Raw genomic sequence first — 14682 nt, 5'->3', positions numbered from 1 at the left:
CCATGCCGCTTACACCCTCGCAGATCCGCTACCTGCGCGGCCTCGCCCACGACGTGAAACCCGTCGTGTTGCTGGGCAACAAGGGCGCCACCGAAGCTGTCGTGAAGGAGCTGGGACAGGCGCTGGACATCCACGAACTGGTGAAGGTGAAGCTCTCCGGCGGCGACAAGCAGGAGCGGCAGGCGCAGATCGACGTGCTCGCCAGCGGCACCGGCGCGGAGACGATCCACCAGATCGGCCATGTCGTGGTGCTGTTCCGCCGCAACGCCGACGAACCGGGCATCGCCCTGCCGCGCTGATGGACCTGTCACTGGAACAAGCCGATGGCTATCTGCTGGTGCGTCGGGTTGACGCACGCAGTGTCACCCTGCTCGACCGGGTCGTCGAACACAGCTTCCTGCTCACCCCCGCCGGCATCACCGAAGCATGGCCGGTCACGGCCGCAGGCAGCCTCGGCGTCGACGACGTCCCGGTGCTGCTGGCATTGAAGCCCGAGGTGGTGATCCTGGGCACCGGCGAGCGTCAGGTGTTCCCGGCCGCGGCGTTCATGGCCGGCTTCCTGCGCAAGGGCATCGGCATCGAGGTGATGGACAACGCGGCCGCCGCGCGTACCTACAACCTGCTGGCCGGCGAGGATCGCCAGGTCGTGGCCGGCTTCATCCTGCCTCCCGCCTGATCGGGAACGTTCCGCGCCGCCGCGATCAGCGTGGCGGCAGGTAGCTGAGCGGGTCCACCGGATTGCCATTCTTGCGAATCTGGAACTCGAGCTCGTTGCGGGTCGCGCCGGTGGAACCCATCTCGGCGATCTGCTGCCCGGCCGTCACCCGCTGGCCTTCCTTCACCAGGCGCCTGCGATTGTGCCCGTAGGCCGACAGGAAACTGTCGTTGTGCTTGATGATGACCAATTCGCCATAGCCGACCAGGCCGTTGCCGCTGTAGACCACCACGCCATCGGCGGCAGCCCGCACCGGGTCACCCGAATTGCCCGCGATCTCGATGCCGGGAATGGCATCGCTGCCGTTGAAGCGCCCGACCACCGACCCGCCTTCGACGGGCCAGCGCCAGCTCACCCCACCGACATCACGCGCCGGGCCGGCGACCACGGGCTTGGCCACGGGTGGTACTTTCGCCGGCGGCGTGACGGAAACGCCGGCCACCGGCACGGCATCCACCGCCGCCGGCGCATGCGCCACCGGTGTAGCGGAAGGAATGGCGGGCCGCGCTGCGGCCGTCGCCGCCGTGGCTGGCACGGCCTCGGTGACCGGTTCGAACACCGGAGCCGCGGCCGACGTGCCCGGCGCCCGAGGGGAACCGGCGGCCGTGCCCGGTGTGCGCGCCACGGCCGGTTTCGTCGCCGCCGACGGCGACAACGTCAAGCGCTGCCCCGGCCAGATCGTGTAGGGCGCCGCGATGGCATTCCACTGGGCGAGGTCGCGAAAATCCACGCCGTTGCGGAAGGCGATGGAATAGAGCGTGTCCCCTTTTGCCACCACGTAGCTGCCACCCGGAATCGGCGTGCGCGCCACGCGGGAGGACAGCGCGGCGGCAGGCGACGGGTAGCTGCCCGCGGCGGGCTCGATCACCACCGAACTGCGCATGGTGCCGCAGCCGGCCAGCAACGCCGCCGCGACAACCAGGCAGGGAAAGCGAACTGAATGATCCATGCGGTCCAGCATACCGAGGCGCGCCGCCATTTTCATGCGCACCGCGCCGCCAGTCAGCGCGGCCACAGCCACCACGCCAGCAGCACGACGAGCAATACCAGCGCGCCCCGGCCGATCCACTCGATGTTCTTGTGCAACATGCGCTCGGCGCGCTCGCCGAACAGGCGGATCAACAGCGCCAGCAGCCACACGCGCTTGCCGCGGCCGACCGCCATGCAAGCCAGGAACGGCAGGACCGGCACGCCCACGATGCCGGCCGCCCAGGTGACGAACTTCATGGGGATCACCGGCTGCAGCGCCGCCAGCATCAATGCGCCCAGCATGGTCAACCAATGCTCGTTCATGTCCACGCGCAGATTGTTCACCCAGGCGGTGATGACCTCCTGCATGTGCATGCTGAGCAGCGGCTTCACCGACTCGTAGGCCCAGTGGCCCAGCGCATAGCCGACCACCGAGCCGAGCAGGGAAAACAGCAGCGACATGTTGGCGTAGAAGAACGCCTTGAGTCGCTTGGCCAGCATCATCGGCGCAAGCATCACCTCCGGCATGATCGGGAAGATGAACGCCTCGAAGAAGCTCAACGCACACAGGTAGTGCAGCGCGCGCGGTGCGCGAGCCCAGACCAGTGCGCGGGCGTAGAGCGGCTCGAACAGGCGCATCAGCCGATGCCGCCCAGCAGCGGCACGAAACTCACCGGGCCGAGTTCCTCCAGCGCGAAATCGCCCTTGCCGTCGCCGCGCATGCGGATCAGGTTCTGCCGACTCGGCGATCCCACCGGCGCCACCAGCACGCCGGCGGGATTGAGCTGTTCGAGGATGCGGGTCGGGATGGTGTCGCCCGCGGCGGTGAGGATGATCGCGTCGAACGGTGCCTCGTCCGGCCAGCCCAGCTTGCCGTCGTCATAGCGCGAGCGCAGGTTGGTCAGGCCGAGCTGGCGGAAGCGGCGCCGCGCCTGGCGCAGCAGCGCCTCGATGCGCTCGACCGTGTACACCTCGCCGACCAGGGACGACAGCACTGCTGCCTGGTAACCCGACCCGGTGCCGATCTCCAGCACCCTGCGCGGCATCTCCTTCTGCCCCTCGAAGTGCTCCAGCAACGCTTCCGTCATGCGCGCCACCACCCACGGCTGGGAGATGGTCTGGCCGTGGCCGATCGGCAGCGCATCGTTCTCGTAGGCGTGCAGTTGCAGTGCCTGGTCGATGAAATGATGGCGCGGCACCGTGCGGATCACCTCGATCACGCGCGGGTCGCGGATGCCTGCATCCTGCAGGGAGGCGGCCAGCCGGTTGCGGGCGCGCTGCGAGGTCACTCCCTCGCCCTTGAGCTGGGCTGCAGGCAACGGATAGGTGATCATCGGTCAGGCCGCCTCGCCCTTGCTGCGGCGGCCGGCCATGCCGTCGCTCAGCGTCTTCATCCAGCTGCTGACCTTGTCCAGCGCCTGGAAACGGGTCAGGTCGACGTGGATCGGCGTGACCGAGACGAAGCCGCGACGCACCGCGTTGAAATCGGTGCCGGGGCCGGCGTCGTCCACCTCGCCGGCCGGTCCGATCCACCACATCGGTCGCCCGCGCGGATCAGTCTGCGCGATGCACGGCGCGGCACGGTGGCGCCGACCCAGCCGGGTGACCTCGAAGCCGGCGATCTCCGCCCAGGGCCGGTCCGGCACGTTGACGTTGAGGATGGTGTCTGCGGGCAGCGGATCGACCAGCAGACGTTGCATCAGCAGCAGCACCGCCTGCGCCGCGGCGTCGTAGTGCACGCCCTGGTGGTCCTCGCTGACCAGCGAGACGGCGATCGCCGGCAGACCGAGAAAGCGCCCTTCCATCGCCGCCGAGACCGTGCCGGAATAGATCACGTCGTCGCCCAGGTTGGCCGAGTTGTTGATGCCGGATACCACCATGTCGGGTTCTTCGTCGAGCAGGCCGGACAGCGCCAGGTGCACGCAGTCGGTGGGCGTGCCCGCCACACGGTAGTAGCCCTGGCCCATCGACAGTACGCGGATCGGCGCGTCCAGCGTCAGCGAATTGCTCGCCCCCGAGCGATCGCGATCCGGTGCCACCACGGTGACCTCTCCCACCGCCTGCAGGCGCTCGGCCAACACGCGGATGCCCGGCGCATCCACGCCATCGTCGTTGCTGACCAGAACTCGCATGATGCTCCGTCGAAAACTGCCTGCCGGCGCAGGAAGATCAAGCGCGGCGGTTTCGTGATGGTTGCAAGTCTACCGTAGCGCGCCCCCAAGTTTCACCGGGATTCAACGCATCGTGCCACCGCTTCTGGCTAGGATGCGCAGATGAAGCGACCCAACCCGCCCCGGATCACCGACGACGATCGCCGCCTGTTCCGCGAGGCGATCGGCGAGGTGCAGCGACTCGCGCCGGTTTCCCCGCCGCCGGCGACGGCGAAACCCGCGCCACACCCGCGCATGTTCGAGGCCGACGAAGCTGCCGTGGCCAGCGAGTTGCTGGACATGGATTTCGACCCGGCCGCGCTCGAAGTCGGCGAGGAACTCGGCTACCTGCGCGACGGTTATCCGCCCAGGTTGCTGCGGCAACTCAAGCGCGGCCAGTTCAGCGTGGGCGACGACCTGGACCTGCATCAGATGAACGCCGCCGCGGCCCAGGCCAGCATCGTCGCGTTCCTGGCCGAAGCGCGGCAAGCCGGCGTGCGTTGCGTGCGCATCATCCACGGCAAGGGGCTGCGTTCGAAGGCTGCCGGTCCGGTGCTGAAGGCGCTCACCGATCGCATGCTGCGCCGGCGCGACGACGTGATCGCGTTTGCCTCGGCGCGCCCGGCGCAGGGTGGCACCGGGGCGGTGATCGTCTTGCTGAAAGAGCAGAAGTGAGTGGAGAGGAGTGAGAACTGAGAGAGGGAACGGGTGCGCTCGTGCTTTCTCTTTCTCTCACTCTTCACTCATCTCCACTCACTCCTCGCCTTTAAGCTCGCGCACCACCACCGTGGCGTACGCGCCAGCGGGCAGCTCGAACGACAGTTCCAGCGCGTCCTCGCCGAGCCAGCGCCAGTGGAGATTGTGCGGAATCAGCCGCAGCGGGCGGCGCTCCTGATCCATGCGCGCGGCGGCCAGGCCGCTGGCCAGGTCGTCATTCGCCGCAGCGACTTCGCGCTCCAGCGCGCCTGCTTCGCCCTGGCTCGGCGGCTCGCCCTGCCCCCACAGCGGGCCTGACGGATGGATGTCGGCGCGCGCCAATCGCGCGGCCAATTCGTCGTTGAACGGTTCCGGCCCGAACCACGAGCGCGAACCGGCCAACGACCAGATTTCCCCTTCCAGCGGCCGGTCCCACGCATCGTGCTCGACCCGCGCCGCCAGTACGGCATTGAAGATGTGCGAACGCGCCGCGGACAGCAAAATCGAACGCTTGTCGCGATCCACCCGGCGCCCACCGAACATCGCGCGCGCCTGTGCCACGTTGCCGCCTTCGCGGCCGAAGCGCTGCTCGCCGTAATAGTTCGGCACGCCGCGCGCAGCGATCTGCCGCAGCACCGACTCCGCCCGCGCGCGATCGCCGCTCACCTCGCGCAACACCAGCACGAAGCGGTTGCCGCGCAGGGCGCCACGCTTGAGCTTGCGCGAATGCCGCGTCGCCGCCAGCACTTTCACCTCCGGGTGCGGGAACGTGGACCAGTCCGGATCGGGCCGGCCGGCCAGTTGCACCGAGAAGGTCTGCCGGGTCACGGCATGGCGATCCTTGAGGCCCGCATAACCGACCGCGACCTGCGGCACGCCGGCGAACTTCGCCAGCTCGCGCGCGACCCAGTCGGTGTTGGCGCCGCGCTTCTCCACCCACAGCAGCAGGTGCTCGCCGGCACCCTCGGCGTCGTAGCCGAGGATCTCCTCGACCAGGAAATCCTCGGGACTGGCGCGCAGCCGGGCAGTCAGTGGCGGTTCGCCGAAAGCATGGGGCAGTACTTGCATGGAGAAACGGCTTCTTTGGGCGTCATTCCCGCGAAGGAGGGAATTCGATCTGACGGGTGACTGAAGAGCAGGCTGGATTCCCGCTTGACCGGCCCTTCGGCCGTTGCATGGCGCCTCGCGGGAATGACGTCCTGCCACGCTCGGGTTCGACAACCTGAAACCGGGCCGGAAGGGTGACGATTACATCAGGAACACCGTCGCCAGCCCGAGAAAAATGAAAAAGCCGCCGCTGTCGGTCATGGCGGTGATCAGCACGCTGGAGCCCAGCGCCGGGTCGCGGCCGAAGCGGGTCATGCAGATCGGGATGCCGACGCCGGCGAAGGCCGCCAGCAACAGGTTCAGCGTCATCGCCGCGGTCATCACCAGGCCCAGCGAGGCACTGTCGTAAAGCAGCCACGCCACGATGCCGATGACGCCACCCCACACCAGCCCGTTCAGCAGCGCCACGGCCATCTCCTTGCGCCACAGGCGCCGCGCGCTGTCGGCGCTGATCTGGTTCAGCGCCAGCGCGCGCACGATCATGGTGATGGTCTGGTTGCCGGAGTTGCCGCCGATGCCGGCCACGATCGGCATCAATGCGGCCAGCGCCACCAGGCGCTCGATCGAACCCTCGAACAAGCTGATCACGCGCGAGGCGATGAAGGCCGTCATCAGGTTGATCGCCAGCCACAGCCAGCGGTTGCGCAGGCTGGCCCAGACCGAGGCGAAGATGTCCTCCTCCTCACGCAGGCCGACCCGGCCCAGCGCCTCGCTTTCGCTCTCCTCCCGGATCACGTCCACCATGGCGTCGATGGTGATGCGGCCGATCAGGTGGCCGCGCTCGTCCACTACCGGCGCGGTCACCAGGTCGTAGCGCTCGAACGCTTGCGCCACGTCGTAGGCGTCGTCGGTGGGGTGGAAGGTGTTGACGTCCGGCGCCATCACCTCGCTGACCATGCGCTCGGGGGAATTGACCAGCAGCCAGTGCAGCGGCAGGACGCCAGTCAGCAGGTTGTCCTGGTTGATGACGAACAGCTTGTCGGTCTGTGGCGGCAGCTCTTCCCAGCGGCGCAGGTAACGCAGCACCACTTCGAGGCTCACGTCCTCGCGGATCGTGACCATCTCGAAGTCCATCAGCGCGCCGAGCTGGTCCTCCTCGTAGGACAGCGCCGACTGCACCTGCTCGCGTTGCTGCGAGTCGAGGCTGGCCATCAGCTCCGGCAGCACCGCCGTGGGCAGGTCTTCGACCAGGTCGGCCAGTTCGTCGGCGTCCAGCGTTTCGGCGGCGGCGAGGATCTCGTGGCGATCCATGTCCGCGATCAGCGATTCGCGCACCGCGTCGGACACTTCCAGCAGGATCTCGCCGTCGCGGTCGGCCTTGACCAGTTGCCAGACCGCAAGGCGCTCGTCCAGCGGCAGCGATTCGAGGACGAAGGCGATGTCGGCCGGGTGCAGCTCGTCCAGTTGCTGGCGCAGGTCCGCCAGCACGTCCGCGGGCAGGCGGCCGTCGCCTTCGTGACGATGCAGCAGCTCGACGATGGTGTCGAGCCGATCGTGCAGCCGGTTGGCGACGCTGCGGGCCTCGATCTCGGTCATGCGCGCTCCAGCAGCACGCACGCCTGCGCGGCGATGCCCTCGCCGCGGCCGCAGAAACCGAGCCTTTCGGTGGTGGTGGCCTTGATGCTGACGCAACCGATGTCGCAGGCCAGGTCGGCAGCGAGAATTTCGCGCATCGCCTGCGCATGCGGACCGACCTTCGGTGCCTCCCCGATCACGGTGACATCGGCGTTGCCCAAGGCGTAGCCGTGCTGCACCATCAGCATTGCCGCATGGCGCAGGAACTGGCGGCTGTCGGCGCCGCGCCAGCGTGCGTCGGTGGGCGGGAAATGACGGCCGATATCGCCCAGTGCCAGCGCGCCGAAGATGGCGTCGCACAGCGCGTGGATCACCACGTCGCCATCGGAGTGCGCCACCACGCCGCGATCGTGCGGCACGCGCACGCCACCGAGCACGAGGTGGTCACCCTCGCCGAACGCGTGCACGTCGAAACCGCTGCCTATCCTCATGAACTTGTCCTTGCGAGCAGGAACTGCGCCAGCGCGAAATCCGCTGCCGTGGTCACCTTGATGTTGTCCTCGGCGCCTTCGACCAGCAACGGCGAGAACCCGGCCAGCTCCATCGCCATCGCCTCGTCGCTGACGTCCACGCCACGCTGATGCGCATCGCGCAGCGCCGCCGTCAACGGGCCACGCCGGAACATCTGCGGCGTGAACGCGCGCCAGCGCGACTCGCGCGGTTCGGTGCGCGCGACGCATCCGTTCACGTCGGCGTGCTTGAGCGTATCGCGCAGCGGCGCGCCGAGCAGGCCGCCGTCGCCTCGCCCGCCCCGCTCGATCAGGTGGCCGATGTCATCCAGCCGCACGCAGGGACGCGCCGCGTCGTGTACCAGCACGAACTCCTCATCGCCGACACCCGCAGGCAGCGCGTCGAGCCCGGCCAGCACCGATTCACTGCGCTGCGCGCCGCCGACAGCGGTCAGCACCGGCTTGCCGCACACGTCGCGCAGGCCCGGCCAGTGCCGGTCATCGGCCGCGAGCGTCACCAGCAGGCCGCCGATCCGCGGATGCGCGGCGAGGCGCGCCAGCGTGTGTTCGATCAGTGTCCGGCCAGCCAGCAACTGGTATTGCTTGGGCAAGTCGCCGCCGGCCCGCACGCCCCGCCCGGCCGCCGGCACCACGCACCACAACGTGGTGCCGGTCATGGCGAGCCGCGCGCAGCGGATGCGGCCGTGGCCGGCGAGCTGCCCGCGCGCGCGGGCTCGACCACCTGGTAGAACACCTCGCCGGGCTTGATCAGCCCCAACTCGGTACGCGCGCGCGCCTCGACCGCCTGGTCGCCATGCTTGAGGTCGTGCACGTCGGCGGCCAGCGCCTGGTTGCGCTTCTGCAGGCGCGCGTTGTCGCCGGTCTGCTTGTTCACCGCGATGCGCAAACTGTCCACCTCCTGCATGCTGCCGCTGCCGAACCACAGCTTCAGCTGCAAGCCGACCAACAGCAGCAACAACAGCAGGGCGATCCAACGCAGCATGGCGGCGTGTCCCGCTCAGCCCGGCAAACGGCCGAGGTTGGGGAACGCCTCGCGACCGGCGTAGCGCGCAGCCGAGCCCAGCGCCTCCTCGATGCGCAGCAACTGGTTGTACTTCGCCACGCGATCGCTGCGGCACAGCGAGCCGGTCTTGATCTGGGTCGCCGTGGTGGCCACCGCGATGTCGGCGATGGTGGTGTCCTCGGTCTCGCCGGAGCGGTGCGAGATCACCGCCGCGTACTTCGCCGCGTCGGCCATGGCAATCGCCTCCAGCGTCTCGGACAGCGTGCCGATCTGGTTCACCTTGATGAGGATCGCGTTGGCGATGTTCTTCTCGATGCCCTCGCGGAAGATCGCCGGGTTGGTCACGAACAGGTCGTCGCCGACCACCTGCACGCGCTCGCCGATCGCGTCGGTGAGCAGCTTCCAGCCGTCCCAGTCGCCTTCGGCCATGCCGTCCTCGATGGTGACGATCGGATACTGCTTCGCCCAGCCGGCGAGCAGGTCGACGAACTCGGCCGAGCTGTACTGCTTGCCTTCGCCGGCGAGGTTGTACTTGCCGTTCTTGTAGAACTCCGAGCTGGCCGCGTCGAGGCCGAGCAGGATCTCGCTGCCGACCTTGTAGCCGGTCTTGTTGATCGCTTCGAGGATGGTGTCGATCGCCTCGACGTTGGAGCGCAGGTTCGGCGCAAAGCCGCCCTCGTCGCCCACCGCGGTGGCGAGGCCACGGCCGTGCAGCACGCTCTTCAACGCATGGAAGATCTCCGCGCCGGCGCGCAGCGCCTCGGCGAAGCTCGGCATGCCGACCGGCAGGATCATGAACTCCTGCACGTCGACGTTGTTGTCGGCGTGCGCGCCGCCGTTGATGATGTTCATCATCGGCACCGGCAGCGCGCCGGGCTTGCCGTGCGACAGGTACTGCCACAGCGGCTCGCCGCGCGAAGCTGCCACCGCGTGCGCGGCCGCCATCGACACGCCGAGCAGCGCATTCGCACCCAGCCGGCCCTTGTTCGGCGTGCCGTCCAGCGCAATGAGCTTGGCATCGAGGCCCTTCTGATCGGCCGCATCGAAACCCTTCAGCGCATCGGCGATGGTGCCATTGACGTTGGCTACCGCGTTCTTCACGCCCTTGCCGCCGTAGCGCGACTTGTCGCCGTCGCGCAGCTCGACCGCCTCGCGCGAACCGGTGGAGGCGCCGCTCGGCACCGCGGCGCGGCCGAAGCCGCCGCCGGCCAGGGTGACTTCGGCTTCCAGCGTGGGGTTGCCGCGCGAGTCGAGGATTTCACGGGCGTGGATGCGGGTGATCAGAGTGGTCATGGTTATCCGTCAGTGAAGTGTTGTCGTAGGGGCCCGCTCGCGGGCGATGCTTTTACAGATCCCGAATCCCCGCTCTCAGCAGACGAACGTCCGGTCATCCCGACCCAACAGCATCGCCCGCGAGCGGGCTCCTGCAGGCGTGGTCACACGTCCTGTTCGAGGAAGCGGTGGCGCTTGGTCACGGCGTCCAGTTCCAGCAGGGTTTCCAGCAGCGCCTCCATCTTGCCCAGCGGCCACGCATTCGGGCCGTCGGACAGCGCCTTGCTCGGATCGGGATGGGTCTCGGCGAACAGGCCGGCCACGCCGACCGCCACCGCCGCGCGCGCCAGCACCGGCACGAATTCGCGCTGGCCGCCGGAGCTGGCACCCTGCCCGCCCGGCAACTGCACCGAATGCGTCGCGTCGAACACCACCGGGCAACCGGTCTCGCGCATCACGCTGAGCGAGCGCATGTCCGAGACGAGGTTGTTGTAGCCGAAGCTGGCACCGCGTTCGCAGACCATGATGTGGTCGTTGCCGACGGCCCTGGCCTTGGCCACCACGTGCTTCATGTCCCACGGCGCCAGGAACTGGCCCTTCTTGATGTTTACCGGCTTGCCGGCACGCGCCACTTTCTGGATGAAGTCGGTCTGCCGGCACAGGAAGGCCGGCGTCTGCAGCACGTCGACCACCGATGCCACCTCGTCCATCGGCGTGTACTCGTGCACGTCGGTGAGCACCGGCACGCCGATCTGGCGCTTCACTTCGCCCAGGATGCGCAGGCCCTCTTCCAGGCCGGGCCCACGGAAGCTCTCGCCGGAGGAGCGGTTGGCCTTGTCGAAGCTGGATTTGAAGATGAAGGGGATGCTCAGCCGCGCGGTGATTTCCTTCAGCATGCCGGCGGTGTCCAGCTGCAGCTGCTCGGATTCCACCACGCAGGGGCCGGCGATCATGAACAGGGGTTGGTCGAGGCCGACCTCGAATCCGCAAAGCTTCATGACTCTTTCCCGTTCAAAGCGTTCTTGATTCCATCATGCCCGCATTCGCGGGAATGACAGCCACGAGGGTGTCGCGTTGCCGCGTCATGCCGTCGCCTGCACCGGCGCCAGCTTCTCGCCGGCGCGCACGGCCTTGTACTCGCGTGCCGCGCGCACGAAGCCGCTGAACAACGGGTGGCCGTCGCGCGGGGTCGAGGTGAACTCCGGGTGCGCCTGGCAGCCGAGGAACCACGGATGCTGCTGTTGCGGGAGTTCGACGATCTCCACCAGCAGGTCGTCCATCGACTTGCCGGAGATCACCAGGCCCAGGTCCTCGAACGTCTGCCGATAGCGGTTGTTGAACTCGTAGCGATGGCGATGGCGCTCGCGCATGACGTCCTGCCCGTACATCGCGCGCGCCAGCGTGCCGGCCTTGAGCCGGCATTCCTGCGAACCCAGGCGCATGGTGCCGCCCAGGTCGGAGCGGTCGTTGCGCTGCTCGACTTCACCGGTCGCGGTGGTCCACTCGGTGATCAACGCGATCACCGGGTTCGGCGTGTTGCGGTCGTTCTCGCTGGAATCGGCGTCGGTCAGGCCAGCCACGTGGCGGGCGAAATCCACCACCGCCGCATGCATGCCGTAGCAGATGCCGAAATAGGGCACGCCGTGCTCTCGGGCGTACTTCGCCGCCAGCACCTTGCCCTCGAAGCCGCGCTTGCCGAAGCCGCCGGGCACCAGGATGGCGTCGGCCTTGCCCAGCACTTTGGCGGCGCCTTCGGCCTCGACCTGCTCGGAGTCGATCCAGTCCAGGTTGACCCGTGTCTGCTGCTTGATCCCGCCGTGGCGCAGCGCCTCGCCGAGCGACTTGTAGGCGTCCTTGTGCTCGACGTACTTGCCCACGATGGCGACGGTGACCTCGTCCTTCGGGTGCTCCACCGCATCCACCGTGCGCTGCCACTCGGACAGGTCGGCCGGCTTGGCGGCCAGGCCGAGTTTCTTCACCACGATGTCGTCCAGGCCCTGCTGGTGCAGCCACAGCGGCTGCTTGTAGATCACGTCGACGTCGGCCGCGCTGATCACGGCGGATTCGGGCACGTTGGTGAACAGCGCGATCTTGCGCCGTTCGGCCTCGGGCAACGGCTCCTCGCAGCGGCACAGCAGGATGTCCGGCTGGATGCCGATCGAGCGCAGCTCCTTCACCGAGTGCTGGGTCGGCTTGGTCTTGATCTCGCCGGCGGCCTTGATGTACGGCACCAGGGTCAGGTGCATGAACACCACCTTCTCCGGACCGTGCTCGATGCGCAACTGCCGGATCGCCTCCAGGAACGGCAGCGACTCGATGTCGCCCACGGTACCGCCGATCTCCACCAGCGCCACGTCGAAGCCGCGGGTGGCCTCGTGGATGCAGTGCTTGATCTCGTCGGTGATGTGCGGGATCACCTGCACGGTGGCGCCGAGGTAATCGCCGCGACGCTCCTTGCGGATCACCGCCTCGTAGATCTTGCCGGTGGTGATCGAGTTCTTGCCGGACAGGCGGGTGCGCACGAAGCGCTCGTAGTGGCCAAGATCGAGGTCGGTCTCGGCGCCGTCGTCGGTCACGTAGACCTCGCCGTGCTGGAACGGACTCATCGTGCCCGGGTCCACATTGATGTAGGGATCGAGCTTCATCATGGTGACCGAGAGGCCGCGCGCTTCGAGGATGGAGGCGAGCGACGCCGCCGCGATGCCCTTGCCAAGCGAGGACACCACACCGCCGGTGACGAAAATCAGGGGGGTCATGGAAAGCAGCCGTGCGGGAAATTGGCATTTTAGCTGCAGAACCGTCCGACGGCGAGATGGCGTGCGAAAAATCGACCCCATCGGTTCATTTCCGGGGCAGCGCGTGCATGAAAACGGCAGATGGCGCCTGCTAGCATGACAGGATGAACAATCCCGTCCCCGCCCGTCTCGCCGCCTTGCGCGCGGCCATGAAGCAGCACGGCGTCGCTGCCGTGCTCGTTCCCAGTGCCGATCCGCATCTGTCCGAGTACCTGCCGGCGCACTGGTCGGCGCGGACATGGCTGTCCGGGTTCGACGGATCGGCCGGCACGCTCATTGTCGGTCGCGAGCAGGCCGGGCTGTGGACCGACTCGCGCTATTTCGCGCAGGCCGAGCAGCAGCTGGCCGGCAGCGGCGTCGCGCTGATGAAGCTGCGCGTGCCGCACACGCCCGAGCATCTGGAATGGCTGCAGCAGCAACTGCACGACGGCGACGTGCTGGCAGTGGCCGGGGACAGCGTGGCTGTCGCCACCCGGCACCAGATCGAACACCGGCTGGCGGAGACCGGCGCCACCGTGCGCACCGACCTGGACCTGCCGGGCGAGATCTGGACGGATCGCCCCGCCCTGCCGGCGTCGCCGGTGGTCGAGCACGCGCTGGCCTGGGCCTGCATCCCCCGCGCGGAAAAGTTCGCGCGCCTGCGCAAGGCGATGCGCAAGCTCGGCGCCAGCCATCACCTGGTGTCAAGCCTCGACGACATCGCCTGGCTGACCAACCTGCGCGGCAGCGATGTCGAGTGCAACCCGGTGTTCCTCGCCCACCTGCTGGTACAGGCCAACGCCGGCGCCACCTTGTTCGTCGGCCGCGCCAAACTCGATGATGCGCTGGTCGCGGCACTGGCCGCCGACGGCATCGGCATCGCCGATTACGCTTCGATCACCTCGGCGTTGCCGGAGCTGGGCGCGGACGACCGCCTGCTGCTGGACAGCGGCCGCGTGGTCAGCTCGATCGCCGCGGCAATCGCGCCGGAGGTCACACGCATCGAGGCGCCCAACCCCAGCACGGCGTTCAAGGCGATCAAGAGCGCCGCCGAACTCGACCATGTCCGCGACGTGATGCGCCGCGACGGCGCGGCGCTGGTGCGCGGTTTCCGCCGGCTGGAACAGCGGCTCGCCGCCGGCATGACGCTGACCGAGCTGGACGTGGACACGCTGCTGCACGAGGAACGCTCGGCCCAACCCGGCTGGGTCGGCGAGAGCTTCGCCACCATCGCCGGCTACCAGGCCAACGGCGCATTGCCGCACTACCGCGCCACGCCGCAGTCGCACAGCACGCTGCAGGCAAAGGGCCTGCTGCTGATCGACTCGGGCGGACAGTACCTCGGCGGCACCACCGACATCACCCGCGTGCTCGCCCTGGGCGAGACCACCGCCGAGCAACGCCGCGATGCCACGCTGGTGCTGAAGGGCATGATCGGGCTGTCGCGCGCGCGTTTTCCCAAGGGCGCCAGCGGCCCGCAACTGGATGCGCTGGCGCGTGCGCCGCTGTGGGCGGCGGGCATGGATTACGGCCACGGCACCGGCCATGGCGTGGGTTATTTCCTCAACGTGCACGAAGGCCCGCACGGCATCCGTGCACCGGTGCCCGGCGGCGCGCTGGTGCCGCTGGAGCCGGGCATGATCAGCTCGATCGAGCCGGGCCTGTACAAGCCCGGCCGGCACGGCATCCGCCACGAAAACCTGGCCGTGGTGGTCGAGGCCGACCGCACCGAGTTCGGCGAATTCCTAGCCTTCGAGACACTCACGATGTGCCCGTTCGATCGCCGCGCGCTCGAACCGAACCTGCTCAACCCGGAAGAGCGCGCGTGGCTGGACGACTACCACGCCAACGTGCGCGCCGCGCTCAGCCCGCTGCTGGCCGACGCCGATCTGGAGTGGCTGAACCGCCACTGCGCGCCCCTGTAGGCCGCGCCCTGCGGCAGGCTCCATGG

At 68.3% G+C, this 14682-nt stretch carries 16 protein-coding genes; 4 read left to right on the top strand and 12 right to left on the bottom strand.

Annotation, left to right across the window (positions count from 1 at the left end; genetic code table 11):
- Positions 1-2 precede the first annotated feature (2 nt).
- Both yhbY and ACVCMG_RS01145 read left to right on the top strand, forming a co-directional pair.
- The gene (gene yhbY / locus ACVCMG_RS01150) at positions 3-299 is read left to right on the top strand and encodes a ribosome assembly RNA-binding protein YhbY (RefSeq protein ID WP_447100224.1); all 297 of its coding nucleotides are present in this window, start codon (positions 3-5) and stop codon (positions 297-299) included.
- Positions 299-676 (top strand): Mth938-like domain-containing protein, encoded by a 378-nt coding sequence (locus ACVCMG_RS01145; RefSeq protein WP_447098744.1) that lies wholly within the window; start codon positions 299-301, stop codon positions 674-676. Before yhbY ends, ACVCMG_RS01145 begins: the two co-directional genes overlap by 1 nt.
- A 25-nt stretch (positions 677-701) precedes the next feature.
- Here ACVCMG_RS01145 and ACVCMG_RS01140 read toward each other — a convergent pair whose 3' ends face one another.
- Genes ACVCMG_RS01140 through surE form a run of 4 tightly spaced genes read right to left on the bottom strand, consistent with a single transcriptional unit; the run spans position 702 to position 3816 of the window.
- A complete protein-coding gene (locus ACVCMG_RS01140; RefSeq protein WP_395121402.1) occupies positions 702-1676 on the bottom strand; it encodes a peptidoglycan DD-metalloendopeptidase family protein in 975 nt (324 codons plus the stop codon).
- A 41-nt stretch (positions 1677-1717) separates the two neighbouring features.
- Entirely contained in the window at positions 1718-2323 is a 606-nt protein-coding gene (locus ACVCMG_RS01135; protein WP_395118875.1) for a YqaA family protein, read from the bottom strand.
- Positions 2323-3018 (bottom strand): protein-L-isoaspartate(D-aspartate) O-methyltransferase, encoded by a 696-nt coding sequence (locus ACVCMG_RS01130; RefSeq protein WP_395118877.1) that lies wholly within the window; start codon positions 3016-3018, stop codon positions 2323-2325. The genes ACVCMG_RS01135 and ACVCMG_RS01130 overlap by 1 nt, the downstream gene beginning before the upstream one ends.
- Before the next feature lie 3 nt (positions 3019-3021).
- Positions 3022-3816 (bottom strand): 5'/3'-nucleotidase SurE, encoded by a 795-nt coding sequence (gene surE, locus ACVCMG_RS01125; protein ID WP_395118879.1) that lies wholly within the window; start codon positions 3814-3816, stop codon positions 3022-3024.
- A gap of 141 nt (positions 3817-3957) precedes the next feature.
- Here surE and ACVCMG_RS01120 point away from each other — a divergent pair, with 141 nt between their 5' ends.
- Positions 3958-4509, top strand: a complete 552-nt coding sequence (locus tag ACVCMG_RS01120) for a Smr/MutS family protein (RefSeq protein ID WP_447106211.1) — start codon at positions 3958-3960, stop codon at positions 4507-4509.
- Between the two features lie 78 nt (positions 4510-4587).
- Here the strand turns inward: ACVCMG_RS01120 and truD are convergent, their stop codons facing one another.
- The 8 genes from truD to ACVCMG_RS01080 form a co-directional block, all read right to left on the bottom strand.
- Complete coding sequence (gene truD, locus ACVCMG_RS01115) at positions 4588-5598, bottom strand: tRNA pseudouridine(13) synthase TruD (RefSeq protein ID WP_447114696.1); 1011 nt, start codon at positions 5596-5598, stop codon at positions 4588-4590.
- A gap of 180 nt (positions 5599-5778) precedes the next feature.
- Positions 5779-7173 (bottom strand): magnesium transporter, encoded by a 1395-nt coding sequence (gene mgtE / locus ACVCMG_RS01110; protein WP_395118885.1) that lies wholly within the window; start codon positions 7171-7173, stop codon positions 5779-5781.
- Entirely contained in the window at positions 7170-7643 is a 474-nt protein-coding gene (ispF, locus tag ACVCMG_RS01105) for a 2-C-methyl-D-erythritol 2,4-cyclodiphosphate synthase (protein ID WP_395118886.1), read from the bottom strand. The genes mgtE and ispF overlap by 4 nt, the downstream gene beginning before the upstream one ends.
- On the bottom strand, positions 7640-8338 hold the full coding sequence (gene ispD / locus ACVCMG_RS01100; RefSeq protein ID WP_447106212.1) for a 2-C-methyl-D-erythritol 4-phosphate cytidylyltransferase: 699 nt from the start codon (positions 8336-8338) through the stop codon (positions 7640-7642). Before ispD ends, ispF begins: the two co-directional genes overlap by 4 nt.
- Positions 8335-8664 carry a cell division protein FtsB gene (gene ftsB / locus ACVCMG_RS01095; RefSeq protein ID WP_395118890.1) on the bottom strand — a complete coding sequence of 110 codons (330 nt, stop codon included), beginning with the start codon at positions 8662-8664 and terminating at the stop codon, positions 8335-8337. Before ftsB ends, ispD begins: the two co-directional genes overlap by 4 nt.
- A 15-nt stretch (positions 8665-8679) precedes the next feature.
- The gene (gene eno / locus ACVCMG_RS01090) at positions 8680-9978 is read right to left on the bottom strand and encodes a phosphopyruvate hydratase (protein ID WP_447114695.1); all 1299 of its coding nucleotides are present in this window, start codon (positions 9976-9978) and stop codon (positions 8680-8682) included.
- Between the two features lie 143 nt (positions 9979-10121).
- Positions 10122-10955 (bottom strand): 3-deoxy-8-phosphooctulonate synthase, encoded by an 834-nt coding sequence (gene kdsA, locus ACVCMG_RS01085; RefSeq protein WP_395118894.1) that lies wholly within the window; start codon positions 10953-10955, stop codon positions 10122-10124.
- A gap of 84 nt (positions 10956-11039) precedes the next feature.
- Complete coding sequence (locus tag ACVCMG_RS01080) at positions 11040-12713, bottom strand: CTP synthase (RefSeq protein ID WP_395118896.1); 1674 nt, start codon at positions 12711-12713, stop codon at positions 11040-11042.
- Between the two features lie 143 nt (positions 12714-12856).
- Between ACVCMG_RS01080 and ACVCMG_RS01075 the strand changes: the two genes are divergently transcribed.
- Positions 12857-14656 carry a M24 family metallopeptidase gene (locus tag ACVCMG_RS01075; RefSeq protein ID WP_447114694.1) on the top strand — a complete coding sequence of 600 codons (1800 nt, stop codon included), beginning with the start codon at positions 12857-12859 and terminating at the stop codon, positions 14654-14656.
- Positions 14657-14682 lie beyond the last annotated feature (26 nt).

The sequence above is a fragment of the Rhodanobacter sp. UC4451_H18 genome (assembly GCF_052978225.1).
The sequence above is the reverse complement of the archived record's forward strand: the minus strand, read 5'-3'. Positions and strand labels throughout refer to the sequence as shown.

Coding starts and splice junctions, on each gene's coding strand:
- eno (WP_447114695.1), bottom strand. CDS start 9,978: ATGACCACTCTGATCACCCGCATCCACGCCCGTGAAATCCTCGACTCG.
- surE (WP_395118879.1), bottom strand. CDS start 3,816: ATGCGAGTTCTGGTCAGCAACGACGATGGCGTGGATGCGCCGGGCATC.
- ftsB (WP_395118890.1), bottom strand. CDS start 8,664: ATGCTGCGTTGGATCGCCCTGCTGTTGTTGCTGCTGTTGGTCGGCTTG.
- ACVCMG_RS01140 (WP_395121402.1), bottom strand. CDS start 1,676: ATGCTGGACCGCATGGATCATTCAGTTCGCTTTCCCTGCCTGGTTGTC.
- ispD (WP_447106212.1), bottom strand. CDS start 8,338: ATGACCGGCACCACGTTGTGGTGCGTGGTGCCGGCGGCCGGGCGGGGC.
- truD (WP_447114696.1), bottom strand. CDS start 5,598: ATGCAAGTACTGCCCCATGCTTTCGGCGAACCGCCACTGACTGCCCGG.
- ACVCMG_RS01145 (WP_447098744.1), top strand. CDS start 299: ATGGACCTGTCACTGGAACAAGCCGATGGCTATCTGCTGGTGCGTCGG.
- yhbY (WP_447100224.1), top strand. CDS start 3: ATGCCGCTTACACCCTCGCAGATCCGCTACCTGCGCGGCCTCGCCCAC.
- ACVCMG_RS01120 (WP_447106211.1), top strand. CDS start 3,958: ATGAAGCGACCCAACCCGCCCCGGATCACCGACGACGATCGCCGCCTG.
- ACVCMG_RS01135 (WP_395118875.1), bottom strand. CDS start 2,323: ATGCGCCTGTTCGAGCCGCTCTACGCCCGCGCACTGGTCTGGGCTCGC.
- kdsA (WP_395118894.1), bottom strand. CDS start 10,955: ATGAAGCTTTGCGGATTCGAGGTCGGCCTCGACCAACCCCTGTTCATG.
- ACVCMG_RS01075 (WP_447114694.1), top strand. CDS start 12,857: ATGAACAATCCCGTCCCCGCCCGTCTCGCCGCCTTGCGCGCGGCCATG.
- ACVCMG_RS01080 (WP_395118896.1), bottom strand. CDS start 12,713: ATGACCCCCCTGATTTTCGTCACCGGCGGTGTGGTGTCCTCGCTTGGC.
- ispF (WP_395118886.1), bottom strand. CDS start 7,643: ATGAGGATAGGCAGCGGTTTCGACGTGCACGCGTTCGGCGAGGGTGAC.
- mgtE (WP_395118885.1), bottom strand. CDS start 7,173: ATGACCGAGATCGAGGCCCGCAGCGTCGCCAACCGGCTGCACGATCGG.
- ACVCMG_RS01130 (WP_395118877.1), bottom strand. CDS start 3,018: ATGATCACCTATCCGTTGCCTGCAGCCCAGCTCAAGGGCGAGGGAGTG.